The sequence below is a fragment of the Fischerella thermalis PCC 7521 genome (assembly GCF_000317225.1).
GTDB classification, from domain to species: Bacteria; Cyanobacteriota; Cyanobacteriia; order Cyanobacteriales; family Nostocaceae; genus Fischerella; species Fischerella thermalis.
In genome coordinates this window covers 12,774-35,197 of sequence record NZ_AJLL01000036.1, presented here as the reverse complement: position 1 = coordinate 35,197, position 22,424 = coordinate 12,774, and the positions used below count along the sequence as shown (strand labels likewise).

Below are 22,424 nucleotides of genomic sequence, written 5' to 3'. Positions count from 1 at the left end.
AAAATCCAAAAATAACTGCTAGAACAAGTAAATATAATCTTTGGGTGGTGCGTTGAGCCATAACCATGATTTCCTGATAGGAAAGCTGGTGATTTTGAATCATAAATTTTGACCCCGACCATCAATTAAGTAATTAAATGACTTGTCGGGTTCATAATAATCCGCAGTAGGGCGTTTTTCTAATACTGTAATATTTGTCCAACCGCGTTTAGCTAACATTAACGCAGTGGCAAGTCCTGCTGGTCCTCCTCCAACAATCAATACATTTTGGTGATAATGTTGGCTTTCTTTTCCTGCCAAAGACGTTTTGGTAAGCATATGCTTTTTGGTGGCATCATTAGCCATTGCACTTGTGTGACTAACATGTTGCAGATAGTTGATAGCAAGCGCTAAAGCGCTCACTACAAACAAATTTTTCAGCATTCGTCTGGCTTTTTGAATGTAACACTATAGTCTTGAGTGCAACCAGAATCCTAAGATAGACACTATTTGGGTAATGGGTAATGGGTAATGGGTAATTAATAATTTGTGGTTGTTAACTTCATGCCTAATATCGTTCTTATGCCGGATTTAAGAACTTTGCTACTGTCTGTACATCTTTGTCACCACGTCCAGAACAGTTGATCACAATTCGAGGGCTACCGCTAAGTTGGGGACACAGAGTTTCGAGATAGGCGATCGCATGGGAAGTTTCTAGTGCGGGTATAATTCCCTCTAAGCGCGAAAGTCTTTGGAATGCTGCTAAAGCTTCCGCATCGGTGACACTGTAATATTCAGCACGTCCAGAATCTTTTAAATAACTATGTTCTGGTCCGACACCTGGATAGTCTAAACCGGCGCTAATCGAATGGGCTTCAATCACCTGTCCATCGTTATCTTGTAGCAGATAACTCATTGCTCCGTGCAATACACCAACTCGTCCTTTTGTCAAGGTAGCGGCATGTTTATCTGTATCTACACCTTCGCCAGCAGCTTCCACCCCAATTAACCGTACAGATGGCTCATTCACAAACTCGTGAAAAAGTCCCATCGCATTAGAACCACCACCGACACAAGCCATGAGAATATCAGGCAAGCTTCCCCATTTTTCCATTGCTTGAGCGCGGGTTTCTTGCCCAATCACTGCATGAAAATCTCGCACCATCATTGGGTAAGGATGCGGCCCAGCCACCGAACCCAAAATATAGTGAGTCGTCTCTACATTTGTCACCCAATCCCGAATTGCTTCAGAAGTGGCATCCTTGAGTGTACCTGTTCCCGCCGCTACTGGCCGGACTTCTGCCCCCATCAGCCGCATTCTAAAGACATTCAAAGCTTGACGTTCCATATCGTGAACGCCCATGTAAATTACACATTCCAAACCAAATCGAGCGCACACTGTCGCCGTTGCTACACCATGTTGTCCAGCACCAGTTTCGGCAATAATCCGCTTTTTGCCCATGCGTTTTGCCAATAACACCTGACCGATCGCATTATTGATTTTGTGAGCGCCTGTATGATTTAAGTCTTCACGCTTTAAGTAAATTTGCGCTCCTGTGCCATCTGGCCGGGCATAGTGAGCAGTGAGGCGTTCAGCAAAATACAAAGGAGTAGCACGTCCTACGTAATCACGGAGTAATTGTTGTAATTCAGCAACAAAAGCAGGTTGATTGCGGTATTGTTCGTATGCTGTTTCTAATTCTGCCAGTGCTGGCATTAGTGTTTCCGGAACATACTTACCACCGAAACGACCGAAGCGTCCTTGGGGGTCGGGCTGTTGATTCGTTTGGGAATTAGGGAAAATGGGAGTAGTAGTCATTCGATTTTAGATTTTGGATTGGTGCGGCATAACAAGACGAACTTCATTATAAAAAAGTCTCAAGCGGATTAGGATAAAAACAGACTAATAAAACAGTTATCAGTTTTTGATAACTGATAACTGATAACTGTTCACTGAATTGTTAAAGTTTATGGCTTCTGGAAAGGATAAATCATCTAGCGATCGCTTTGTCTACCGTGAATTTGGTGACAACAACTCCCCAGCATTAGAAAGACCAACTCAAGAACTACCACCGGAAAAACAAAATTTGCGGGTACAAGCAACTCGCGCTGGGCGCAAAGGGAAGACTGTCACTGTAATTAGCGGTTTTCAAACTAAACCAGAAACCTTACAAGCATTAGTGAAGCAGTTGAAAACTCAGTGCGGTACAGGTGGCACAGTTAAAGATAACGAAATTGAAATTCAAGGCGAACACAAGCAGAAAATTCTGGAAATTTTGACCAAGCTAGGGTATAAAGCCAAAATCAGTGGTGGTTGAGATTTAAGTTTTGAGTTTTTGCGACACTCTGTTGTAAGGGTTGGAATTGAAACGCAAAGGAGCGCAGAGGTAAACGCAGAGAAACGCAGAGTAGGATGTTATGAAGTTGTGAAGTTTTGTTTCTAGATTAACAGTAAGTTAGTTAATGGTACAGTTATGACTTCTGAGGAAGTATTTACTGAAGAAAGAGTACTTGTTGCTGGCGCGACTGGTGGCGTGGGGCAGTTGGTAGTAGGTAAGCTGTTGGAAAAGGGTTTTAAAGTTCGCGTCCTGACACGTAACACTGACAAAGCTCAAAAGATGTTTGATGACAAAGTAGAAATTGCTGTTGGTGATATACGTGAGGAAGCTACACTTCCAGCAGCGATGGTGGATGTCAGTTACATCATATGTTGTACCGGCACAACTGCTTTCCCTTCTGCTAAATGGGATTTTGAGCAAACACCTAACTTGATTACATGGATAAAGCTATTTTTTAACCCCTCAGATGCTAAAGCCAAAGCAAAAAATAGCCCTGAAAAAGTTGATATCCAAGGTGTCACCAATTTAATACAAGCAGCGCCCTCTGGGTTAAAGCGGTTTGTTTATGTATCTTCCTGCGGAGTTCTACGCAAAGATAAGTTTCCTTATAGTATTCTCAATGCCTTTGGTGTGCTTGATGCTAAACAAAAGGGTGAAGAAGCGATCATCAATTCGGGGTTACCTTACACTATTATCCGCCCAGGTCGCCTGATTGACGGCCCTTATACTTCATACGACCTCAACACTTTGTTGAAAGCCAAAACAGGAGGTAAACTTGGTGTAGTAGTGGGAACAGGTGACAAACTCACTGGTCAAACCAGCCGCATCGATGTTGCTACAGCCTGCGTAGAATGTATCACCAATTCCCATTGTGAAAGAAAAATTTTTGAGATAGTCAATACTGGGTCGAGACCTTCTGCAATCGATTGGGATGCACTGTTCTCCAAATTGGATTGAGAATAGGGAACAGGGAACAGAATATTTAATACACACCGATGATCCATCTGTGTCCATCTGTGTCCATCTGTGTTCGATTCTCAAAAATAATTTTCCACAGACGCGAGGAACATCACGTCTCCACTTAACTGAACATAGGGCAAAAAAATAGGACTGAGTATCAAAACCTCAGCAAAATATATTTATTAAATTTCTTTCTTTTTAAATATTTGTACTACTAGCGATCGCTTTTGTCATTTCACTGTCTTGATCTTTAGCAGCAAAATGCTTATCCATCAGCGCGGGTACTTGTGTAGCGAGTATGCGACTATAGCGGGTTTTATCGGGCATGACTACATTAGGCCCTGCTTTACAATTTTTCATACAGCCAGTGCCTTTAATAGTTACTTGATCTTCTAAACCGCGATCGCTCATAGCTGCTTGTATAGCTTGGCACACTTCTTTGCCGCCACGTTTCATACAATCAGATTTTTGACATACCAGGATTGTTGATTTTGCTGCTTTTGGCTTGGTCTCATGAGGGGAGGACACAGAGAAATTCTCCGCATCCTGTCTTTGCGTCACCGTGTCTATTCTGGCTGCCAAAATTCGTTCAGCTTTCAGCTTAACTTCACCAGTTTTGCGATTGTATTTTTTCTCACCCACAACTTGCAACCAAGTACCACGTGGCAAGCGCCAATCAAAAGCTACTCGTAAATGTTTCGCTAGTTTGACATAACATTCACCTTCAGGAGTCGCGAGCATTAGCCCTTTGAGTTTGTAGCCATCTTTGATCACAAAATCGAGGAATCTTGCCTCCAAACAAAATGCTGTTGTTTCAGTCTCGTGGAATTTACTCATAGTTGTGATCCATTTTTTTACTAGTAAAATCAATGGTTGACATTTAATCCCAAATTGAGAATTCTTTTACCAACACACTTCTAAAGCCCAAATCAATACTTGTCGAGATGCTGTGAATTGCCGCATGACACTCCAAAGTTGAATAGCTGTGTAAGCATTGTCAATTTGAACTGTCAATGGTTGGTTGGTCTCACACCAGCAAGGAATATCTAGTTCCCGTAAACGTTGATAGACCTGCCAACGGTCTGACCAATTCACTTCTACAACGTATTTTGCTCCTAGTTCTGAACTGAAAGACTTCAAGATTGCCGTCCTCAAAGTGCAATAAACTCGCAGTAAATACTGCGTTTCGACTTCGTTGAATATAGATGTTATCGGGAGTAGAACTCCTTAAATTAGCATACCTTAAGTGCAAACTTTTCTCATTAGTTTTTGATAAAAAATCTCAATGATACCCGGAAATTAGATTTATACAGAGAAATAGGTAGCTATAAGAAGCAATAAGAGGTATAAATTAAATAAACAATGATTTAAAGCTCAAAAGCGAAAATTTCGCTATTTAATCGCAGTGCGATGTTGGATTTGTCCCAATAGAGAAACTTGGACATCAATTAGAATAGTTACTTACTGACACCCTTGATTTCCGTAACGAGTGTGCAGATGTACACCCCATTATCTCTACAACGATGGTGCGATCATTGTTCGTAGTATTGCAGGTTAGGCGATTTAAAATATCTGCAATTGTATTGACTTGGACATTCGCCACCACTGGTCAAAATCCCAAGATTTTTTACTTTCATTGTGGTTTCACTTCAAACATTCCCCTGTAACCAGTCAAAAATACGATCCAGCTGGTTCAATGTTACTAGCCCGTATTGCCACAAAATTATTGGTAACAAATTTGGGGTCTGCTCAGGATGTCGTAATGCTAACTGTAGATCAGTGGTAGGAATTGCTAAATCTTCTTGCAGAAAATTAAGAAATTGTGCAAGTCTCCCTGGTTCCATATTCGCCACCTATCCTTAGGCAATATGTTGAAGTTATGTTTCTAAAATCTATCTTCCAGCCCTAGCATTGCCTTAGCTTGCAAGAGTCACCGTTTATGTTCTTTACTTAACTTTATAGATGTCTCTGTTTTAGTTATTTCTACTTTGAAAAAATAATATCAGCAATAGCAAGGCGTGTAAACTATTTGTGATCAGCAAAATAATGTACTACAGTGCATAGTCTAGTAGTGGTTCGAGAAAAACTCTGGGACCTGGCTTTACCAAAAAATTTAAGTAGGCATTATAACGCAATCTACTTAGTTGAGTTCGGACACACAAACTTATTTTTCACCCGATTTTTGAGGTTTGTTAATAGGACGCATTGCTTCTCGACCTAGAATAAACATTCCAGTTACACCTAAGCAAACAAACCAAACATATTGATGCCAATATCTCGCTATTTGCTCAATCGGACTTAATTGTGAGTAGAGAGTATTTAAGTAAAGTAGCAGTAAAACTGTCATCAGCGCTCCAAACCCAACAAAACTTAACCCAATCCGAATCCGCAGAGGTCTTAGTTCCCAGTCGCTGATTGTTTCTAAGTCGATTTCTGCTAACTCTTGCAGTGATTCTTCGGCTACACAAGAGGCGATTTGTAAGTTATTCCCTACCTTTGGTGGCAACAATGGTGCTAATGTTGCTACAGTTGGACGCCGTAACAAAGCCTCAGTATCTCTAAGGAATTCCAATGGTTTACGGCTGACAGTAGGCTGAGCAAATTTGAAGTTTTGTGTATTAGTTTTAATGTTTACTTCACTTTTGAAATCCATAGTTATTGCTCCAGAATCAAAAGTCCAAAGTCATGAGTTGTTTGTAACGATTAGTAACTAATCATGAATAACTAATTACCAATGATTCTTACTTATAAGGATATAGTCCTATTAGGATTTGTAGCTATGTTGAACGTAAGTTTGACTAATCCTGCTTTTATCTCTCCCCCAGCCCCTGTTGGAAACGGAAAGGGTAGTAAAAACCTAAAATTTTCGTTGTTTCTCCCTCACTTCGTAGGTGAGAGGCTAGGAAAGAGATTGATTGGACTCACTCGAACTCTTGCATGAATTCTAAAAACCCCCCGATCCCCCGTCAAAGGGGAGGGTTAGGGTGGGGTAAAAATATTTGTGCAAGAGGTCGACTAAAAAGGCTTAAATAAGCTATGAGGTAGCTTGTTGCAATTCCTCTAGCCGGGCTAATACTTCTTGGCTATGAATAGCTGGATTAACTTTGACAAAAGTCTCTCGCAGAATGCCTTGGGGATCAATGATAAATGTATGGCGTACAGAAACAAAACTCATCCAAGAACCGTAAGCTTTGCTGACTGCGCCTGTTGTATCTGCCAACAGAGGAAATTTGAGTCCTTGTGAATCACAAAATTCAGTGTGAGAATTTACATCGTCAGCACTAACACCAATTACTTGTGCATTTTTTTCGAGGTATTTAGGTAAGTCTTGCTGAAACCGACGGGCCTCTATGGTACAACCAGGGGTGAAGTCTTTGGGATAGAAGTAAAGAACTACCCACTGACCACGATAATCAGACAGAGAAAGTTTACCTTCGCCCGAGTTGGTTGGCAAAGTAAACTCTGGTGCTGGTTGGTTAATAGGGGGAAGTTTGCCACCCAAGGCGTTAGCTGCTGGGGCAAAATTTAACCAACTGATGAATGCAAAACAACTAGCGAATAATATGGTTAAAAAATGGCGGCGAGAAGTCATTGTGCTGACCAGAATCACAACTTAACACAAGTTTACAATTACTCGTTGCTATTCTCAGCTTGGGTAGTTTCTACACTTTCGATATATTGGCTTTCCATCAGAAAAGCCCCCTTAGCAAAACGGACGCCCCAGTATCCAGCAGGACGGCGATCAAGTACTACGCCTTCTTCGCCAATACGAATCACGTCGGGCGGACGCAGCATAGGCATGGGATCAGCGGTTTTGAGGTAGGGGGGTAAGGCAATGACACGAACTTTACTACCGATGGTAAATTCTTTAGACATGATTAAAAAGATGAATTATGAATGGTGAATAATGAAAGAAAGCATAGTTCATGATTCATGATTTTTGGAGCGATCGCAAAGTGTGTTCAATCCACAATCACAAAAAAAGCCTGCTAACGCAGGCTAAGTAAATACAGTTTTAGCTCAAATGGTATTTCAAATTACTTTACCGATAAGCGACTTGCGGGCCCGGCCAAACTTGTTTGATTGTTTCACCAAAAGTTACTGCTTTATCTGCATCTGCTGCTATGACAGTGTTACCATCACTAGCAACTGCTAACACAGGCCATTCTTCTTCGCCCATTTCACCTGTACGGAATAGGACGCTATTCGGTTGGGTTTTACTCCAGCCTAATAGTATAGCAATCTTTTCATGCTCTTGTTCTTCATGAGCAGGAGAAATGGTGTTAGTGCGATCGCTTTGTCGATCCCAAATGACTGCCCTATCTGTAGCATCAGATGTGTTAAATACGGCTTCAAATTTGCGTGCTAGGAAGCGATCGCCTTTTTCTGACCAACTTACGGGAACTAATACTCCAATAGTCCCTTCGCCATTGGCATCTTGGGATACTTTAGCATTTATTAAAGTATCCATATTGCGAGAAGTGGAAGATAATACGCGTAATTTCCTGCTTTGCCTGTCTTCTAAAAACAAAACGCTACTAACACGGCTGTTATAAAGTTCTGGTTTTATTTCTAGCTGTACACGGCTGTAAACAGCATACCTACCATCTGGGGAAACTACGGGTAGACTGCGATAATGGCGTACTCCAGAACCTTCTTTAGAACTAACAGTTTCATGGGTAGTCAAGATCCAATTCCAAGGAATTGGATGAGGACTAGCGATCGGATCTTGCTGTTCCTGTTGTGCCTGTTCAGCCTGTTCAACAACTGGTAATTCTTTATACTGAGGAGCTACGTTCGTAGCTGCTTGAGGTGATGGGTTAGCAGACTTACCCATCGATATATAAATTTTATCCCCAGATAAAGACTGTATTTTTGCAGCCTTTAATTTTTCCACTAAACTTAGTTGACTAGTAGACAGCCCTCCAGACATAAAATCTGTTTGCACCTTGACTGGTGCAAGTTCTACCGCCGCCAATGAGTCATTATCGGGTATTTCGATCACCGACAGAGAATCATTTTCTACTACCCAAGACTCTACCTTATCTACTATTAATATTTGTGGTTCAGCAGCATTTACAGACATTCGCCGGGAATGATATTGGTCTGCCAAAGAGTCAACATTAGTTACTTTTGATTCTTGAGCGTGATTAGATATGCTATTAGCATCTATTCCTGCTGAAACAGAGGCTAATTCCGTCATCATCGAAGTACTTTTAGCTGTTTGTGATTGGGCAGAGGAAGAGTAACTAGATGCGTCCACCAAGGGCGCAATCAGCATCACGACGACAACATACTTGAAGAATGGTTGCACGCGAAACCATCCTGACAGCAAAAGATGTTTAAACATTGGTTGACTCTCTAGAGGGCGGGTGCTGTGTGAGAAGAGATGCCAGTATAGTTAGAAAGTAGAGTTTGATTATATGTATAACAAAAAACTAACTGTATTCACGAAATAAATCACTAAAATTTGCCATAATTTTACAAAGCCTTGTGTATGACTTTTTACAAAAAGTTACTAGCCAACCTTCGCTAGCAAGATATACTAGCATGACACTTAATCCTGGATTAGGTGACGCTTGTCACTACCTGATAATGATTATTGTCAGTGCTGAAAGCAAGCGAAATCAGCACCTAAGCATCATCCTGTAGCTATTAAGGGAGTATGTGATATTAACTACTAAAGATGCGAAAGATGCGTAGGTTAAATTGGTAGATATAGCCTGTTTATTTTGTTACCACTACACTAACACTTCCAGACAAAAGTGGATAGTGCAGCTTTGCTAAAGGAACTTAGCACAAATATCATTTAACCAAACAAATCCAAGCGATAACAATTAAAGTCTAGCCAAAATTAATCTGTGTGAGATTTACTGCAAAAAGACTAAGTTTTTATGCTTGCAGTGATTTTGGCAACACGATCCTAGAATAGAAGCTTAGCAAAAGCAGCTGCCTTCTTGGAAACATTTATAAAAATTATATTGATGATGGTAGACGCTAGCCGACTTGTCGCGAGACAAAGCCAAAGAATTGAATTTGGTTGTAATAGATACAATTGATACTGGCTGATTTGATTATTCAACCAATTCATTATAACTCTACTAGAAAAACTCTACCAAATCTTCTTTCATAAGAGAGAGTGGGGAGTGTGAGGAGTGTGTAGACGCGTAGCGGTGAGCCAGTGCGGTGGACTCTTTCCCCGGCATAAAGGAGCCACTGCGCCCTTGGGGGTTCCAAGAGTTGTGGCAGGCGTCACCTGGCGTAGACGCGCTCATCGGCTTCAAGGTAGAGTACCCGGAGGGCTTCCCGTAAGGGTGGAGTGTGGGGAGAGTAAATAATGAAATGACTATTGACCATTGACCATTGACCATTAACCATTGACAAAGCATGAAAGTTGTATTTTTTGGTACTCCCCAATTTGCAGTTCCTACTCTGGAAAATTTGCTAAATCATCCAGATTTTCAAGTACTGGCAGTTGTTACCCAGCCAGATAAGCGTCGAGGAAGAGGAAATCAATTAACACCTTCGCCGATAAAAACTGTTGCAATCACTCATAATCTGCCTGTATGGCAACCCCAACGAGTTAAAAAAGATACTGAAACTCTCTCTCTGCTTCGGGAAGTTGGTGCGGATGTATTTGTGGTGATTGCCTACGGGCAAATTCTTTCTCAAGAAATTTTGGATATACCTAAATTAGGTTGTGTGAATGTACATGCCTCGATTTTACCTAAGTACCGGGGTGCAGCTCCAATTCAGTGGTGTTTGTATAACGGGGACAAAGAAACAGGTATCACAACTATGTTAATGGATGCGGGTATGGATACTGGCGCAATGCTATTGAAAGCAACTACACCAATAAACTTATTAGATAATGCCCAAGATTTGGCAGAAAAATTAGCCACAATAGGCGCGGATTTATTAGTAGAAACTTTGATAGGTTTAGAACGTGGGGAAATTAAGCCAATTCCTCAGGATAATACTGAAGCTACCTATGCACCTTTGATTAAAAAGGAAGATTACCAATTGGATTGGTCAAAAAGCGCCATACAATTACACAATCAAATCAGAGGTTTTTACCCCAACTGTATTACCAGCTTTCGCAACCAACCAATAAAAATTACTGCAACCGCTCCCCTTGACCCTACTTACTTGCAGGAACTACCATCGGAAATTCAGGAATATCTTCACAAAGAATCTGATAGATCAACTTTATCAGGTAGCCCTGGGGAAGTAGTAGGTATTGCCAAGGGTATAGGAGCGATCGCACAGACTGGAGATGGTTTGTTAATTTTACGAGAAGTCCAGCTAGCTGGGAAACGTCCCCAGTCAGGATGGGATTTTGTTAATGGGATGCGTTTGAGAGTAGGAGAAGTATTTGAAAATATTAATGGATAAATGCAGAAGGCAGAAGGTAGAAAGATAAATATTCATACTTCATCCTTCATGCTTCAGCTTTTCATAGTAACGGCAAGATTTGCATGGACCTTCTGGATTAACCGCACAGCGAATAATTTCTGAACGAGCATTGTAGCGACAGCTAGGATTACCAATGATCCAACGTCCATCTAACCAGCTTTTTTCTTCTGGAAGTTTGGCAAATTGCACATACAAAGCTATTTTATGTAAACGGTAGCGCCCTGACTTTAGCTGATAACGGTGACGGCGTTCTAGAACAGCATAGGTTTTTCCTTCGAGGTCAAGATAATTTCCTGGTTGCGGTGTCCAATCAAGTTTCACACTACCGAGGGACTGACGCGGATGTGTCAGAATTACCTCGGTTGGCAAAGTATCTGGCTCCATAAGCTCTTGTAATGTCATTTACATTATTTAGGATGGTAACGCACTAACTGGTGGGAAGATAACAAGTTTATGTTATAGTTAACGGTTCTCTAAAAAATTGTAAAAAAGAATGTAATTATAATTTGCATTGATGGGTTGGTATGTTACCTAACTTAAAGGTGTTAATTATCACTAGCTAGCAATTATGGCTTCATTGATGAGTTGTAGCTATTTGTACGGTTTATACCAAGTCAATGCTTAGTAAATATAAAATTAAAAATAAAATCACAACAGCATATTTACTAATATTTCTATATTTTTGGTGCAAATAGTAAATATTTTAAAAAAATATCCGAAATAATTAATAAAACATTTGTATTTAAAGTATGTCAATTTAAATAAACTTTCATCTGTGCAATACATAATCTTGTTTATGGTTGCGCTTCGGCGCGATTATAAGCTAGTTTTGTGTTTTTATTCAAAAAACTTTAAAAATAATAATCAAGTTACTATGATTACTCTCGCAAACATATCACTCCATCTCAAAGGAAATATTAAATGTCATTACTGGCAACAAGCTGATTTTTTAAAAGAAGTGATAGACAGCTTGCAAGATGGTTTACTGATTATTAGGTACCTTTTGCAGACGGATTAAAGTATTATAAATCTGTCGTTTTAAGTCTTCATTATTTTGTAATTGGAGAGTAATATTGTTAAATTGATCAATGCTAAGACCATTAGATTGGACTATTTGCTGAGAACGATTGCAGTAGTTTACCGCCACATCTCTGGCTTCGGATGGTAGAGATTTAAAGGTATTGGGTTCGCTACAAACAATCTTAGGAATTTCTCTATCCCCAATAATTTTCTTGATTTTGTCAAAGGCTTGCTGTCGCTCTGGCTCAATCCTTAATAAAGCTCGAGAGTAGTTCACTATATCTGTATTGTTGAGTTGAGGACTTTGAGCATTAACATTAGCTGTTGAGCTAAGTACCAAAACACTGGAGACAAAGCTAGCTATAGTCAAAGAGCGACAAAACATTATTTTAGAAAGCATTCTAGTCACGCTAGAGCGGCATAATGGTTGATACAATCTGTTCATTTGCTGTGTTCAAAAAAACTACAAATAAAATTATGTTAATTAGAATGAATAATTTTAGGAGAAAGAAGTTCCAAGAAAATACTGACTTTAGGCAACATGTATATTTTTTGTCACCTTCTTTGACATAGTTGACAAATTTCTATAATTTTTGTTTGGAGAATTAACATTTCTGCTGCTCCTTGTTTGAGATTAACTTCTAACTCTAGTAGTAGGGGTAAACAGTCAATAAGTTGCTGTAAAGAAAGCGATTTAACTTCTTGCTGTAAAAAGTAGATACGCTTGGGGTTGCTTACCTCAGCAGCTTGGGCGATCGCTTGGGGATTGCGTTCACCACTTTCCACGATCAACTTTACCCATAACCAAGTACGAAATTGACCAATCAGTGTAGCAACTATCCGTAAAGAGGGTTCACAAGCATTAATGAGGTTCGCCAGTATAGCTAAAGCCTTGGCTGTATCTCCCGACTTCATCGCTGCTGCTAATTGCAAGCTATTCTGATTAGTATTTTTAACTAGCTGAGTAACAACATCTATATCTTGTGGTTTGTTACTGTCGCCAGCGTAAAGCTGTATTTTCTCTAGTTCATTGTACAGTAGTCGTGTATCGTTGCCTACAGCCTCTGCCAAAATTTCTATAGCTTTAGGAGTTAATTTTACACCTACAGTTTGAGCGGTAGTCTGAACAGATTGCACTAATAGTTCTGTTTTCCAAGGTGGAATTAACGAAAATTCGCGGAATTCAGCAGCAAATTGTTTTAAAAGTTTAGTAGATTTGAGTCGTTCATCAGGCTTATTACGGCTAGTCAGCAATAAAAATGCATCTTCGGGAATTACTGGTAAAGTTCGCGCTAATTCTGATAACACATTGTCTGGGCAATGTTGACAAATAGTAGTATTGACAAGCCATACCAAGCGACTACCAGCACCAAAGGGTGGTGTCATCACTTGATTTAACCCAGCGATCGCAGCATCAGCTTGATCTGGGGAAAGGGTAGTATAGTTAAAACTTGCCCAGGCAGGATCAAGGACGCGATCGCGTAAAATCGCGATTGCTTTTTCCATAGCAAAATCGTCCTCACCCCAGTAAACGTAAATTGGCATGATGAAACCTCCTGTTGAGAGTGGGGGATGGGGGATGGGGAGATGGGGAGTAAATGACAAATGACAAATGACCACTAACTACTAACTACTAACTACTAACCACCAACCAACAACTAACTACTAACTACTACCACTAACAAATTAAAATCAAGGACAGAGTGCGAGGATATGAAAAGTGGACGACAATTATCAAACCTACCTCAACCGGGTAGCACGGATGACGCTACCAGAAGCCTTTAGAACCCAAGTCCAGCATATCCTGGAATCTTCCAAATTTCAGCCTATACACAATGGGGAAAGACAGGCTGTGTCTTTTCCGGGTTATACGGTTATTACTCCACCCCAGAAAGAAGAGACACAAAACTCTTATTTCTATACTCAGTTGCAGAGTTATCAACAGGAACTTTTGCAGTTACCTGTTGCTGGTGATCTGATTGTACCCGTACCGCCTGCTAGCTTCCATGTAACTTTGGCAGATTTAATTTGGGATAGTGCTTTTAGTGATGCTTGTGAAAAAAATCCTGAATACGAACAACAGTTACGTTCTTGCTTTGCTGAAATTTTTCAGCAATATCAACAATCTTTGACACGACGTGTTGTTCATCCCATTCGTTGGCAAATGCTAGGACTCATGGTGATGACGAGAGCTGTGGGTGTTTGTTTAGTACCCCAAGATCAAAACTCTTATGAAGAAATTGTTAACTTTCGTCGGGCTATTTACCAAAATCCTAACATCATGACTTTAGGTATCGAACAACAGTATCATTTTACTGCCCACGTCACCTTAGGCTATTTTGGGGAAATTTCACCAAATTTAGATCGCGATCGCCTTGCTACTCTATTTTCACAGTTGAATCAACAATGGTTATTAAACACACCAGAATTTCTGATCCACCGTGCAGAATTGCGGAAATTTGACGATATGACCTATTATTATCGCCAAGCAGATTGGCCAGCCCTAAATTTTAGTTAATTCTTGGTCATTTGCTATTGGTCATTTGTCATTGGTTGATGATTAGTAGCTAGTAGTTATTGTTTACTATTTAGTGATGACTGGTTAATTTTTAGTAGTAATCAAATGACTAATGACTAATAACAAATGACTATTGACCAAAATTTGAACTTTGCTGATAACTCAGATAAATTGCTTCTAAAAATAGATCAGGGCTGACATTTTCTGGTACTTTTTCTAAGTTAATAATCGCTTTTACCTGTTTAGCTAATTGTAGAGCCACGGAATTTCTGGCTTTCGCCGCCATACCACTACGTCTAAGCAAATATTCACGAATCACAGCAAAATCATCAGGTAACATCGCTGAGATATTGGCTGTTTGCAACAATTGCTCAGAGATAGGTTTAGCTTGTTGCGAAATCGTCAATGTAGATACAGGTCTTGTTTGTGCTTGAATCACAACTGTACCAGCTATCCAGTCACCTAAACGTTTTTCACGGCGACCGAAAAGAATAAAAAAAGCTCCCAAAAATAAGGTATCGTCAATAGGCCGTAACAAAGCACGCAGAGCCGCTTGCTGTAATCCTACTGGTTGACCGTTGTCCTTAATCACGCGAATTTTGGCAATTCGTTTGCCAGGAGTTTGGCCATGCCAAAGAGTTTCAAAAAAAACAAAATATCCTGTGTAAACAAAATAATTAACTAAAATAGCGATCGCCAAAAACCAAAGACCAATATTTTCAGAACCAACAATATTGCTTAACCAATCGATGAGCTGAAAAGCAATTGCTACCCAAGCAATTAGAAAAACAACTAAAATTAAAGCCAAGACATGATAGTCAATCACTAAAGCCCAAGCACGACTACCAATCCCTGCTAAAACAAATTCAAGTTCTACACTTTCTGGTGTTTGGTATTTAACACGATTAAAAATATGCATTGCAATCAAAGCCAACTTTTTTTAGATTTCGTAATCGCGTAACTTTAAGCCTAAACCCTCTTTCCGGCTCCTCAAGTCATAGTATATTACTGCTTTGATCGCTTGCCAGAATGGTAAAACTACCGCACCGCTAGCAAAACTTAAAGCCAAGATAATCACAGCAAACAGAAGTCCAAAACCAGAGTTTTGTTCTAGTAAAGGTGTAAAAACTAATTGCACAATGGTACTAACAATCTGAACAACAATTTGAATCGGTAACGTAATCAAAAAAGCAACAAAAGAAATTAAAATAATTCGCCACACGTAACCCTTCGTTAATTCCCAACTCCGAGCAATTGTTGACGTCCCATCAACATTATCTTCAATTGCCAGAGGAACTTCCACCAAATAAAAACGTGTAGATATCCACAAAACTGCTACAAGCGCCAAAATGCCAACCACAAAAGCAAGCAAACCTAACATTAGATATACACCAATATTAGCTTGTTGATTTAATCCCCCAACCAATACTGCTGATAAAAAACCAAAAATAGCAAATACAATTACAACACCAATCAAAATTCCCGTACCCACAAGTAACATGAGTAGTATGTTGATTAAAAATTGCCATATTCTAGAATTGACGAAACGCTGCCCTGATGAAATACTTTCGGGTTGATTGACTAATTCAGCAAAAGTCAGACGAGAGATCAATGCAGAGAGGGCATAAAATTTTGCCCAGCCATAAATCGGAACAAGCAACCACACATAAGCTTTTAGAGCTAACAAAAAATAATCTTTTAGGTGGGAGCGATATATTCGTATTCCCGCAGTAATGACGTTACCGAGGCTTAGTGGTTCTATGGGACTAGGAGAACCCAAATTATAAGACATACACTGCTCCTACTTTTAATCTACTGTGTTGAATTGAGGCTATCTTAAGCTAAGTAAAAGCTAGTGTTCCTAAAATTTATGAATATTCAACGTTGGATTGCTAGGCGAGAAGCAAATTGGCTACGTCTGGAAGTTTTATTAAAACAGGCAGAAAAAAAAGGGTTAAAATCACTGCCAGCTTCAGAAATCAGGGAATTAGCGAGTTTATATCGTTCTGTATCAGCAGATTTAGCCCGCGCCCGCACCCAGCAAGTCAGTAATATACTGATACAGAATTTACAATTATTAACAACGCATGCCTACACGCAAATTTACCAAGGTTCTCGTCGCCAAGAGTGGCAAGCAGTACTGCAATTTTACAGTTGGGGTTTGCCATCTATAATACAGCAGACATTCCCGTATATTGCCTTTGCTGCTGCCCTATTTTTGTTGGGGGCGCTGGTTGCTTGGTGGTATGCTTGGCAAGATCCAAGCTTTATGTCCTTAATAGTGCCTGAAAGCATGATTATTAAGGTGCGGGATGAGCATGAGTTATGGATGGGATCAATTGTTGGGATTGAACCTTTGGCATCTAGCAATATTATGATTAATAATTTATCGGTGTCATTTGGTGCTGTTGCTGGTGGAATCACCGCTGGAGCTTATACAGCATTTTTAATGTTATTTAATGGTTTATTAATTGGTGCTGTTGGCACTCTGGTAGGACAAAACAATCTTGCCTATCCTTTTTGGGCATTTGTATTTCCCCACGGTTCTATAGAATTACCTGCTATTTTTTTTGCTGGTGGTGCAGGATTTTTAATTGGCAAAGCGCTTTTATTTCCTGGTAAGTATCGCCGTGCTGATGCGTTAAAATTCTACGGTTCTCTGGCAGTGCAGCTAGTATTTGCGATAGTGCCAATGTTAATTATTGCTGGTACAATTGAGGGCTTTTTTTCTCCTAATCCCCGCGTACCATTACCATTAAAATATCTGGTTGGGATGGGGTTATTTGTGTTTTTGGTTTGGTATTCCAATCGTAAGAAAAAAGAAATATAGGATTGGTAATTGGTAAGATGAATTTTCTTTATTTTTGCAGTTTACTAAAAATTTTTAGTTTGCTAGCTAAAAATTTATGGTGTATACTTAGATATATAAGTTTCAGTGTTTGTGTAAATAAGTGCGATCATGCGAATAAGACAAGTCAAAGAAATTGATATTGAGGGATTGGGCGATCGCATCAAACAAGCTCGACTAGATTCCAAGAAGTCTCTGGAACAGATATGCGATGAGGTTGGTGTGTCGCGTACTTACTGGTACGATATCGAAAAGGAAACTCTCAAAGGAGCGCTCTCAATTGAGAACCTGCGCAAGATAGAAGAGGCATTGGAGGTTGATTTTGGCGTGGAATTCTAAGAAAGGAGGACTTTGAGCTTTTAGGGTAAACTGTAAGCTACTGCTACCCATTCATCTAATCTTTCACAATCGATAACCTCGAATCCTTCATTTTTTTTTGAGGATGTTGTGACTGCATCCTCATAATCGATGCTAAAACCGGATAAAATCAATTTCATATTTTCTTCCTTCAGGCTTAGTAGTACAATATCTGCTGTGGTCATACGTGAAGCGATCGCTATCCCAATAAATACTCAGCAGCAGCTAACCCAGACAAAACAGCACCTTCAACATCTGGTTGAATAAAAGCATCTCCACATATAACTATTGGCCCTGGTTTAGTCACCACGAGATAAGGTTCACCGTATACTGTCTGTGGTTGGCTGTAACGCCAACGATGGACTTGGTAATCGATCACCGATGAGCCAAGCCACGGTGATGCAGCTTCTAAAAGTTGATTGGCAATAACTGTATTATCTATGTCCCAGTGGATTTTGCTAAATTCAGAAGTAGCGTGCAGTGTCACCGCGTTACCTTGAGGTGAAATTCCTTTTTTTTGATTGCAAGCAATCCAACTTAAGAGAGTTCCATCTAAGTGCATACCACCAGGACTTGGAATCTGACTAGGTTGTGCCAATAATGCCAGTAATGCTATACAAGGATGGTAGACAATTTCTTCTAGCCGATGTCTTGTTTCTGGTGGTAATTGTATTTGCGAACGATCCAGTAGTTCCAGAGTTTGGGGTAATGGTGGCGTCAGTATTAACACATCTGCTAGGAAGGTTTCGTTATTTGCTGTTAGTACCTGCCAATGATCGTCTTGCCATGCAAAACTGATTGCTTTTATATTTGTATGGACATCCAAATTTTCAGCCAAGTGCTGGGCGATGCTGCGGTTACTGTTGACTCCTCGATAGTAAACTTTTCTACTAATTTGCTGATTAAGTGACCATTCTTTCACGATTCCTTCTTGAATCCAGCTATTTACTAAAGCTTGAAACTTGGGATCTTGGGCAGTGAAATATTGAGCGCCGTAATCAAAAATACCTTCGCCATACTGAGAATTTCTGATGCGACGAGTTGCCATTCTGCCACCAATTGCCCGACCTTTATCAACTACAGTAACTTGCATGTTGCGATCGCGTAGTACTGTAGCTGCTATCAAACCAGAGATCCCACCGCCAATTACTAAACAAGAAGATGTTGATGCTTTTTGAGTCATGAATCAAACCTGATTTAAAACAGGGGTATAGGGGAGTAAGGGTGTAGGGGTATAAGAATCACATTTTTATTCACCTTGGTGTAGTCGGTTCATGGAGTCTAATTAAGATTGTCCCAAATTTTCCCATAGTTTCTTTTTGAGAATAGTTATCGTTTGATGACAGCCAAGACATGAATTAGAAAAATGTAAATTTTTAATTAATTGGAAGGTACAGCTAATGTGAATGGAGTGGAGATGGGGGTTTATCGCGTTTGGTAAAAATATCATGTTTTAGAAATCGACCACAGATGAACACAGATGGACACAGATGAACGGAGATGAATTTTTCGTTTGCATTTATTTCAAAGTGTGTTTTTAACTTTCCGAAATTCATAGGACGGGTTTGGTAGTTATATACAGGGCTTAACGATCTATAACTAACTTCTTATAAGTAAACTATGGGTAATATAGCCCCACTCTTTCTCAACAAAAAACCCAGTCATCGTGACTGGGTTTTTGTATTGAAGGACATACCAGAGGTTATGCAGGGTTGGTTTGCATTCTGTTCTGTAGTAAGTTAATGATTGCAGCTTTTTCTAAGATTCCGACTAGTACGCCATTGTCACGAATCACGGCTAGCGAAGACAATCTGTGTTGTTCGAGTCGTTGGATGACTTCTAATAGGGGTTGGTCGGATTTTACTGTGCTAGACGCCTCGATTGGTCGGATGATCTCTTTGATTTGAGTTGCTGTCCACTGTCCTACAGGAATTGATCGCAGATCATCAATATTGATTGTTCCTAATAGTTGTCCGTTGTTATCTGTAACCAAGAAGCGACGCCAGTTTTGCCATTTAAATAAACCTTCATCAGCAAATTCTCTGAGGGTAAGATGAGCAGATACAATTGGACTATCAAGAGTTACTGCATCTGCTGCTGTTAATCCTGTCAGTTGTTCTTGCACTCTAGCGAATTGGGCTGCGTTACCAGCATTTTGCAGCAAGAAGAAACCGATTAATAAGTTCCAGAAGCTAGCAAAGCTACCAAATAATATTAGCGGTAGTAAACCAGAGGCGATCGCTATCCAACCAAAGATTTGTCCAACTCGGCTGGCAAAAACTACACCTTTGTAAGGATTACCTGTTATTTTCCATACAATTGCTTTCAGTATGTTGCCGCCATCCAAAGGCAAGCCGGGAATGAGGTTAAACAGCGCTAATGCCAAGTTTACAGTGGCAACTACAGCAAGAATCGCTGCTAGTGGCCCAGATACCGCAGTCCAAAAACCAATAGCTGTAAAGATACCGAATAGAATTAAGCTAACTAAAGGGCCAGCGATCGCTACCCAAAAAGCTTCAGCTGGAGTTTTCGATTCTTTTTCTAAGCTTGCCAATCCACCAAATATAAATAATGTGATTGATTTGACATCAATTCCTTGACGAATGGCAACAAAGCTATGTCCTAGTTCATGAGCAACTACAGAGCTGAATAACAGTAGCGCTGTCATTAATCCTAGTAGCAAAGCTAACCCCGCACCTAACTGGGGAAATTGTGCTACTAGTCCACCACTATAACTCCAAGTTACTAAACCCAAGACTAAAAACCAGGATGGATGGATATAAAAGGGAATCCCAAACAGGTTGCCAACGCGAATTGTGTTATTCATGCTGTTTACCTTTGATTTCAGCTATTAGAGGTTTTTTCCTCTTATGGCTCTATCGTAACGAAATATTAAGCAATTTTAATCTTACTCACTGTAGTGGTGTCCGTCCTTCTAGGTGCGGTTTTGCGACTTTTAGGGAGAGTTGGGAAGCAAGTGGGGACAACTATGAACAACAAGAACCCCGACTTCGCAGGAGTTGTCGGGGTTCTGAGTCTCTCAATTTTCACAATTCATTTAAGATGTTATGGATATCAAGTATTTAAAATAAAACTATAAATAATTTACAGTAATTACTTTTATAATTTTTAAATAAATAGAACTTTTGTATTTATATTTTACGGAAATAGTATCAATTATTTTCATAAACTGGAATAGGAACTGTTTGGTAAATAAAATTTAAAATTTATTAGGTATTAAAACTTCATTTTCATAAGATTTGTATTTGTTAAAGACTACCACCTCTCTATATTCATATACTGGTTTTATTCCCAATCGTTTGCATGTTGCACGAGGAGGCCGACAATGGTTCACACATACGAGGTGTTGGTTGATATTAGAGAATATAGTGATCAGCTAAGTAATAGCTTCCAACGCGGAACCGCACGTTACGAAATAGATGCAGAGTCAAGAGAAAAAGCGGATGGTATGGCATTCAAGCAGGCTAAAACTGACCATCCAAAAGGCATTGAATATGATATTAGAGTAACTAGGTTACTCAGATAAAACAAGATTTGAATTGAACGTATTATTAATATCAAGCAGCGTAGTGGTGTCTACGCTGCTATTAAAGTATTCAAATAATTTCCTTTATATTCCGGAATAGAGGGTACTGGCTCTGTAGCTGTTATTTAGTGTAAATCTCCTAATTTTAAAACTCCATACTCTATCTCGCCACACTGGTAATACAGTGTGGTTTTATATGTGCTTTCTGGCGATCAAATAGTTTCACCTTTAATTTTGTCTCTAAATCTTTGAGTTGCTGACTGAGATTAGGTTGAGCCATATGTAACTCTTCAGCCACTTCACTAATGCTACAGTTTTTGTTTTCGGCTACAGCAATAAAGTAACGCAAGTGTCGCAAGTCAAAATATTGTGAGCGCCGAATTTCCATTGTTTATCAACTTCAATAATATATGATTTTTTATATATTACTATGCACAATGTATGCTAGCGATGATACTAAAACCTTATTTATAATAACAACATAATTAAATGAAGTTAAAAAAACAATCAATTCAATTATTACCTTAACAATCACTAAGGGAGTATGTTATGCCTCATCAATTAATCAAAAAAGTTGCTATTGTTGGTGGAACTCACGGTAATGAATTAACTGGAGTTTACCTGATTAAAAAGTTTCAAAAATTTCCTCATCTGATTGAACGAGAAAATTTTAATACTCTCACTTTAATAGCTAATCCCAAAGCTGTAGAAGTTTGTATAAGATATATAGATACCGACTTAAATCGATGTTTTCAACCTGAAGATTTACAAAATCCGAAGCTCATTAATTACGAACAAATGCGAGCCAAACAAATTGCTCAGTATTTGCATCAAGAAAAAGTTGACTTTATTATCGATCTACACAGTTCAACTGCTCATATGGGAGTCACAATTATTTTGAATAATGATAATTGTTTCTTGCTACGCCTAGCTGGCTATTTGAGTACAGTTAACCCATTAGTAAAAATACTACAATATTCACAAAAACAAAAACCCTCTTATCTTAGGAGTCTTTGTGAATTAGGATTAGCAATAGAAGTAGGTTCAGTTCCCCAAGGTGTTTTAAATGGATATTTCTTCTTACAAACAGAATTAGTGCTTAGTCAGATATTAGATTATATACAAAATAATAACCAGGGAATCAAACAGCCGATTTATAATAGTTTTTTTATTTATAAACAGCTAGAAACAATAGACTATCCAAGAGATGAACAAGGAGAATTAAAAGCGATGATTGCACCTCAAATTAAGGATTATGAGCCGCTTTACCCCAATTCTCCTATGTTTTTGGGATTTGATGGACAGGAAATCAGCTATCAAGGAAATTCTACTTGTTATCCTGTTTTTGTTGCTGAAGCTGCCTATCTTGAGAAACAAATCGCTATGTGTTTAACTATTCAGCAGCAGGTGACTCTCTCAGATGATTTTGGTGAATAACTT

General features: G+C 39.4%; 26 protein-coding genes and 1 pseudogene. 8 read left to right on the top strand and 19 right to left on the bottom strand.

Features of this window, described 5'->3' with window-relative positions; translation table 11 throughout:
• Window positions 1-102: 102 nt before the first annotated feature.
• Both UYK_RS27195 and trpB read right to left on the bottom strand, forming a co-directional pair.
• Window positions 103-318 (bottom strand): annotated as a pseudogene (locus UYK_RS27195) (FAD-dependent oxidoreductase); the annotation flags it as partial.
• 241 nt (window positions 319-559) lie between these two features.
• Window positions 560-1,798: a tryptophan synthase subunit beta gene (gene trpB, locus UYK_RS0108660; protein WP_009456201.1), complete on the bottom strand. Its 1,239-nt coding sequence runs from the start codon at window positions 1,796-1,798 to the stop codon at window positions 560-562.
• Between the two features lie 151 nt (window positions 1,799-1,949).
• Between trpB and UYK_RS0108655 the strand changes: the two genes are divergently transcribed.
• On the top strand, window positions 1,950-2,297 hold the full coding sequence (locus tag UYK_RS0108655) for a translation initiation factor (RefSeq protein WP_009456203.1): 348 nt from the start codon (window positions 1,950-1,952) through the stop codon (window positions 2,295-2,297).
• A 156-nt stretch (window positions 2,298-2,453) separates the two neighbouring features.
• Window positions 2,454-3,275, top strand: a complete 822-nt coding sequence (locus UYK_RS0108650) for an SDR family oxidoreductase (RefSeq protein WP_009456205.1) — start codon at window positions 2,454-2,456, stop codon at window positions 3,273-3,275.
• A 201-nt stretch (window positions 3,276-3,476) separates the two neighbouring features.
• Here UYK_RS0108650 and UYK_RS0108645 read toward each other — a convergent pair whose 3' ends face one another.
• From UYK_RS0108645 to UYK_RS27550, 8 genes are all read right to left on the bottom strand, one after another.
• Complete coding sequence (locus tag UYK_RS0108645; RefSeq protein WP_009456206.1) at window positions 3,477-4,115, bottom strand: (2Fe-2S) ferredoxin domain-containing protein; 639 nt, start codon at window positions 4,113-4,115, stop codon at window positions 3,477-3,479.
• A gap of 66 nt (window positions 4,116-4,181) precedes the next feature.
• Window positions 4,182-4,418 carry an Asr1405/Asl0597 family protein gene (locus tag UYK_RS0108640; protein WP_009456208.1) on the bottom strand — a complete coding sequence of 79 codons (237 nt, stop codon included), beginning with the start codon at window positions 4,416-4,418 and terminating at the stop codon, window positions 4,182-4,184.
• Between the two features lie 509 nt (window positions 4,419-4,927).
• Window positions 4,928-5,122 carry a DUF2949 domain-containing protein gene (locus UYK_RS0108635; RefSeq protein ID WP_009456211.1) on the bottom strand — a complete coding sequence of 65 codons (195 nt, stop codon included), beginning with the start codon at window positions 5,120-5,122 and terminating at the stop codon, window positions 4,928-4,930.
• A 320-nt stretch (window positions 5,123-5,442) separates the two neighbouring features.
• Window positions 5,443-5,931 (bottom strand): hypothetical protein, encoded by a 489-nt coding sequence (locus tag UYK_RS0108630; RefSeq protein WP_009456213.1) that lies wholly within the window; start codon window positions 5,929-5,931, stop codon window positions 5,443-5,445.
• Window positions 5,932-6,312: 381 nt separating this feature from the next.
• Window positions 6,313-6,870 carry a peroxiredoxin gene (locus UYK_RS0108620; protein ID WP_009456215.1) on the bottom strand — a complete coding sequence of 186 codons (558 nt, stop codon included), beginning with the start codon at window positions 6,868-6,870 and terminating at the stop codon, window positions 6,313-6,315.
• Between the two features lie 38 nt (window positions 6,871-6,908).
• On the bottom strand, window positions 6,909-7,154 hold the full coding sequence (gene sipA, locus UYK_RS0108615; protein WP_009456216.1) for a regulatory protein SipA: 246 nt from the start codon (window positions 7,152-7,154) through the stop codon (window positions 6,909-6,911).
• Between the two features lie 166 nt (window positions 7,155-7,320).
• The gene (locus UYK_RS0108610; RefSeq protein ID WP_016871265.1) at window positions 7,321-8,559 is read right to left on the bottom strand and encodes a hypothetical protein; all 1,239 of its coding nucleotides are present in this window, start codon (window positions 8,557-8,559) and stop codon (window positions 7,321-7,323) included.
• 971 nt (window positions 8,560-9,530) lie between these two features.
• On the bottom strand, window positions 9,531-9,656 hold the full coding sequence (locus UYK_RS27550) for a hypothetical protein (protein ID WP_009456219.1): 126 nt from the start codon (window positions 9,654-9,656) through the stop codon (window positions 9,531-9,533).
• A 9-nt stretch (window positions 9,657-9,665) separates the two neighbouring features.
• On the opposite strand from UYK_RS27550, the gene fmt reads away from it, so the two are divergent.
• On the top strand, window positions 9,666-10,673 hold the full coding sequence (fmt, locus tag UYK_RS0108605) for a methionyl-tRNA formyltransferase (protein ID WP_009456220.1): 1,008 nt from the start codon (window positions 9,666-9,668) through the stop codon (window positions 10,671-10,673).
• A gap of 39 nt (window positions 10,674-10,712) precedes the next feature.
• Here the strand turns inward: fmt and UYK_RS0108600 are convergent, their stop codons facing one another.
• The 3 genes from UYK_RS0108600 to holA form a co-directional block, all read right to left on the bottom strand.
• Entirely contained in the window at window positions 10,713-11,078 is a 366-nt protein-coding gene (locus UYK_RS0108600) for a DUF6464 family protein (RefSeq protein ID WP_172451408.1), read from the bottom strand.
• A 598-nt stretch (window positions 11,079-11,676) separates the two neighbouring features.
• Window positions 11,677-12,159 (bottom strand): DUF4168 domain-containing protein, encoded by a 483-nt coding sequence (locus UYK_RS0108595; RefSeq protein ID WP_009456224.1) that lies wholly within the window; start codon window positions 12,157-12,159, stop codon window positions 11,677-11,679.
• 110 nt (window positions 12,160-12,269) lie between these two features.
• A complete protein-coding gene (gene holA, locus UYK_RS0108590; protein ID WP_009456226.1) occupies window positions 12,270-13,259 on the bottom strand; it encodes a DNA polymerase III subunit delta in 990 nt (329 codons plus the stop codon).
• A 175-nt stretch (window positions 13,260-13,434) separates the two neighbouring features.
• Here holA and UYK_RS0108585 point away from each other — a divergent pair, with 175 nt between their 5' ends.
• Window positions 13,435-14,232, top strand: a complete 798-nt coding sequence (locus tag UYK_RS0108585; RefSeq protein ID WP_009456234.1) for a DUF1868 domain-containing protein — start codon at window positions 13,435-13,437, stop codon at window positions 14,230-14,232.
• Window positions 14,233-14,362: 130 nt separating this feature from the next.
• On the opposite strand, the gene UYK_RS0108580 is transcribed toward UYK_RS0108585, so the two are convergent.
• Together UYK_RS0108580 and UYK_RS0108575 are read right to left on the bottom strand one after the other, a co-directional pair.
• Window positions 14,363-15,151 carry an RDD family protein gene (locus tag UYK_RS0108580; RefSeq protein ID WP_009456236.1) on the bottom strand — a complete coding sequence of 263 codons (789 nt, stop codon included), beginning with the start codon at window positions 15,149-15,151 and terminating at the stop codon, window positions 14,363-14,365.
• A 21-nt stretch (window positions 15,152-15,172) separates the two neighbouring features.
• Entirely contained in the window at window positions 15,173-16,024 is an 852-nt protein-coding gene (locus UYK_RS0108575) for a glycerophosphoryl diester phosphodiesterase membrane domain-containing protein (protein WP_009456237.1), read from the bottom strand.
• Window positions 16,025-16,102: 78 nt separating this feature from the next.
• Here UYK_RS0108575 and UYK_RS0108570 point away from each other — a divergent pair, with 78 nt between their 5' ends.
• Together UYK_RS0108570 and UYK_RS0108565 are read left to right on the top strand one after the other, a co-directional pair.
• The gene (locus UYK_RS0108570; RefSeq protein WP_009456238.1) at window positions 16,103-17,062 is read left to right on the top strand and encodes a stage II sporulation protein M; all 960 of its coding nucleotides are present in this window, start codon (window positions 16,103-16,105) and stop codon (window positions 17,060-17,062) included.
• 129 nt (window positions 17,063-17,191) lie between these two features.
• Window positions 17,192-17,419, top strand: coding sequence for a helix-turn-helix domain-containing protein (locus UYK_RS0108565; protein ID WP_009456239.1), 228 nt, complete (start codon window positions 17,192-17,194; stop codon window positions 17,417-17,419).
• Window positions 17,420-17,439: 20 nt separating this feature from the next.
• Here UYK_RS0108565 and UYK_RS0108560 read toward each other — a convergent pair whose 3' ends face one another.
• The 3 genes from UYK_RS0108560 to UYK_RS0108550 all read right to left on the bottom strand — a co-directional run bounded on the left by UYK_RS0108560 (window position 17,440) and on the right by UYK_RS0108550 (window position 20,264).
• Complete coding sequence (locus UYK_RS0108560; RefSeq protein ID WP_009456240.1) at window positions 17,440-17,622, bottom strand: hypothetical protein; 183 nt, start codon at window positions 17,620-17,622, stop codon at window positions 17,440-17,442.
• A gap of 14 nt (window positions 17,623-17,636) precedes the next feature.
• Window positions 17,637-18,620, bottom strand: coding sequence for an NAD(P)/FAD-dependent oxidoreductase (locus UYK_RS0108555; RefSeq protein ID WP_009456241.1), 984 nt, complete (start codon window positions 18,618-18,620; stop codon window positions 17,637-17,639).
• Between the two features lie 519 nt (window positions 18,621-19,139).
• Complete coding sequence (locus UYK_RS0108550; RefSeq protein ID WP_009456242.1) at window positions 19,140-20,264, bottom strand: site-2 protease family protein; 1,125 nt, start codon at window positions 20,262-20,264, stop codon at window positions 19,140-19,142.
• A gap of 519 nt (window positions 20,265-20,783) precedes the next feature.
• Here UYK_RS0108550 and UYK_RS0108545 point away from each other — a divergent pair.
• Window positions 20,784-20,984, top strand: coding sequence for a hypothetical protein (locus UYK_RS0108545; protein ID WP_009456243.1), 201 nt, complete (start codon window positions 20,784-20,786; stop codon window positions 20,982-20,984).
• Window positions 20,985-21,144: 160 nt separating this feature from the next.
• On the opposite strand, the gene UYK_RS0108540 is transcribed toward UYK_RS0108545, so the two are convergent.
• Window positions 21,145-21,372: a helix-turn-helix domain-containing protein gene (locus UYK_RS0108540; protein WP_009456247.1), complete on the bottom strand. Its 228-nt coding sequence runs from the start codon at window positions 21,370-21,372 to the stop codon at window positions 21,145-21,147.
• A 161-nt stretch (window positions 21,373-21,533) separates the two neighbouring features.
• Here UYK_RS0108540 and UYK_RS0108535 point away from each other — a divergent pair, with 161 nt between their 5' ends.
• The gene (locus tag UYK_RS0108535) at window positions 21,534-22,421 is read left to right on the top strand and encodes an aspartoacylase (RefSeq protein ID WP_009456249.1); all 888 of its coding nucleotides are present in this window, start codon (window positions 21,534-21,536) and stop codon (window positions 22,419-22,421) included.
• Window positions 22,422-22,424 lie beyond the last annotated feature (3 nt).

Excerpts from the sequence above, each read along its gene's own strand:
- trpB (WP_009456201.1), bottom strand. The coding sequence starts at position 1,798 with ATGACTACTACTCCCATTTTCCCTAATTCCCAAACGAATCAACAGCCC.
- UYK_RS0108655 (WP_009456203.1), top strand. The coding sequence starts at position 1,950 with ATGGCTTCTGGAAAGGATAAATCATCTAGCGATCGCTTTGTCTACCGT.
- UYK_RS0108650 (WP_009456205.1), top strand. The coding sequence starts at position 2,454 with ATGACTTCTGAGGAAGTATTTACTGAAGAAAGAGTACTTGTTGCTGGC.
- UYK_RS0108645 (WP_009456206.1), bottom strand. The coding sequence starts at position 4,115 with ATGAGTAAATTCCACGAGACTGAAACAACAGCATTTTGTTTGGAGGCA.
- UYK_RS0108635 (WP_009456211.1), bottom strand. The coding sequence starts at position 5,122 with ATGGAACCAGGGAGACTTGCACAATTTCTTAATTTTCTGCAAGAAGAT.
- UYK_RS0108630 (WP_009456213.1), bottom strand. The coding sequence starts at position 5,931 with ATGGATTTCAAAAGTGAAGTAAACATTAAAACTAATACACAAAACTTC.
- UYK_RS0108620 (WP_009456215.1), bottom strand. The coding sequence starts at position 6,870 with ATGACTTCTCGCCGCCATTTTTTAACCATATTATTCGCTAGTTGTTTT.
- sipA (WP_009456216.1), bottom strand. The coding sequence starts at position 7,154 with ATGTCTAAAGAATTTACCATCGGTAGTAAAGTTCGTGTCATTGCCTTA.
- UYK_RS0108610 (WP_016871265.1), bottom strand. The coding sequence starts at position 8,559 with ATGCTGATTGCGCCCTTGGTGGACGCATCTAGTTACTCTTCCTCTGCC.
- UYK_RS27550 (WP_009456219.1), bottom strand. The coding sequence starts at position 9,656 with ATGGTTAATGGTCAATGGTCAATGGTCAATAGTCATTTCATTATTTAC.
- fmt (WP_009456220.1), top strand. The coding sequence starts at position 9,666 with ATGAAAGTTGTATTTTTTGGTACTCCCCAATTTGCAGTTCCTACTCTG.
- UYK_RS0108600 (WP_172451408.1), bottom strand. The coding sequence starts at position 11,078 with ATGGAGCCAGATACTTTGCCAACCGAGGTAATTCTGACACATCCGCGT.
- UYK_RS0108595 (WP_009456224.1), bottom strand. The coding sequence starts at position 12,159 with ATGAACAGATTGTATCAACCATTATGCCGCTCTAGCGTGACTAGAATG.
- holA (WP_009456226.1), bottom strand. The coding sequence starts at position 13,259 with ATGCCAATTTACGTTTACTGGGGTGAGGACGATTTTGCTATGGAAAAA.
- UYK_RS0108580 (WP_009456236.1), bottom strand. The coding sequence starts at position 15,151 with ATGCATATTTTTAATCGTGTTAAATACCAAACACCAGAAAGTGTAGAA.
- UYK_RS0108575 (WP_009456237.1), bottom strand. The coding sequence starts at position 16,024 with ATGTCTTATAATTTGGGTTCTCCTAGTCCCATAGAACCACTAAGCCTC.
- UYK_RS0108570 (WP_009456238.1), top strand. The coding sequence starts at position 16,103 with ATGAATATTCAACGTTGGATTGCTAGGCGAGAAGCAAATTGGCTACGT.
- UYK_RS0108565 (WP_009456239.1), top strand. The coding sequence starts at position 17,192 with ATGCGAATAAGACAAGTCAAAGAAATTGATATTGAGGGATTGGGCGAT.
- UYK_RS0108560 (WP_009456240.1), bottom strand. The coding sequence starts at position 17,622 with ATGACCACAGCAGATATTGTACTACTAAGCCTGAAGGAAGAAAATATG.
- UYK_RS0108555 (WP_009456241.1), bottom strand. The coding sequence starts at position 18,620 with ATGACTCAAAAAGCATCAACATCTTCTTGTTTAGTAATTGGCGGTGGG.
- UYK_RS0108550 (WP_009456242.1), bottom strand. The coding sequence starts at position 20,264 with ATGAATAACACAATTCGCGTTGGCAACCTGTTTGGGATTCCCTTTTAT.
- UYK_RS0108545 (WP_009456243.1), top strand. The coding sequence starts at position 20,784 with ATGGTTCACACATACGAGGTGTTGGTTGATATTAGAGAATATAGTGAT.
- UYK_RS0108540 (WP_009456247.1), bottom strand. The coding sequence starts at position 21,372 with ATGGAAATTCGGCGCTCACAATATTTTGACTTGCGACACTTGCGTTAC.
- UYK_RS0108535 (WP_009456249.1), top strand. The coding sequence starts at position 21,534 with ATGCCTCATCAATTAATCAAAAAAGTTGCTATTGTTGGTGGAACTCAC.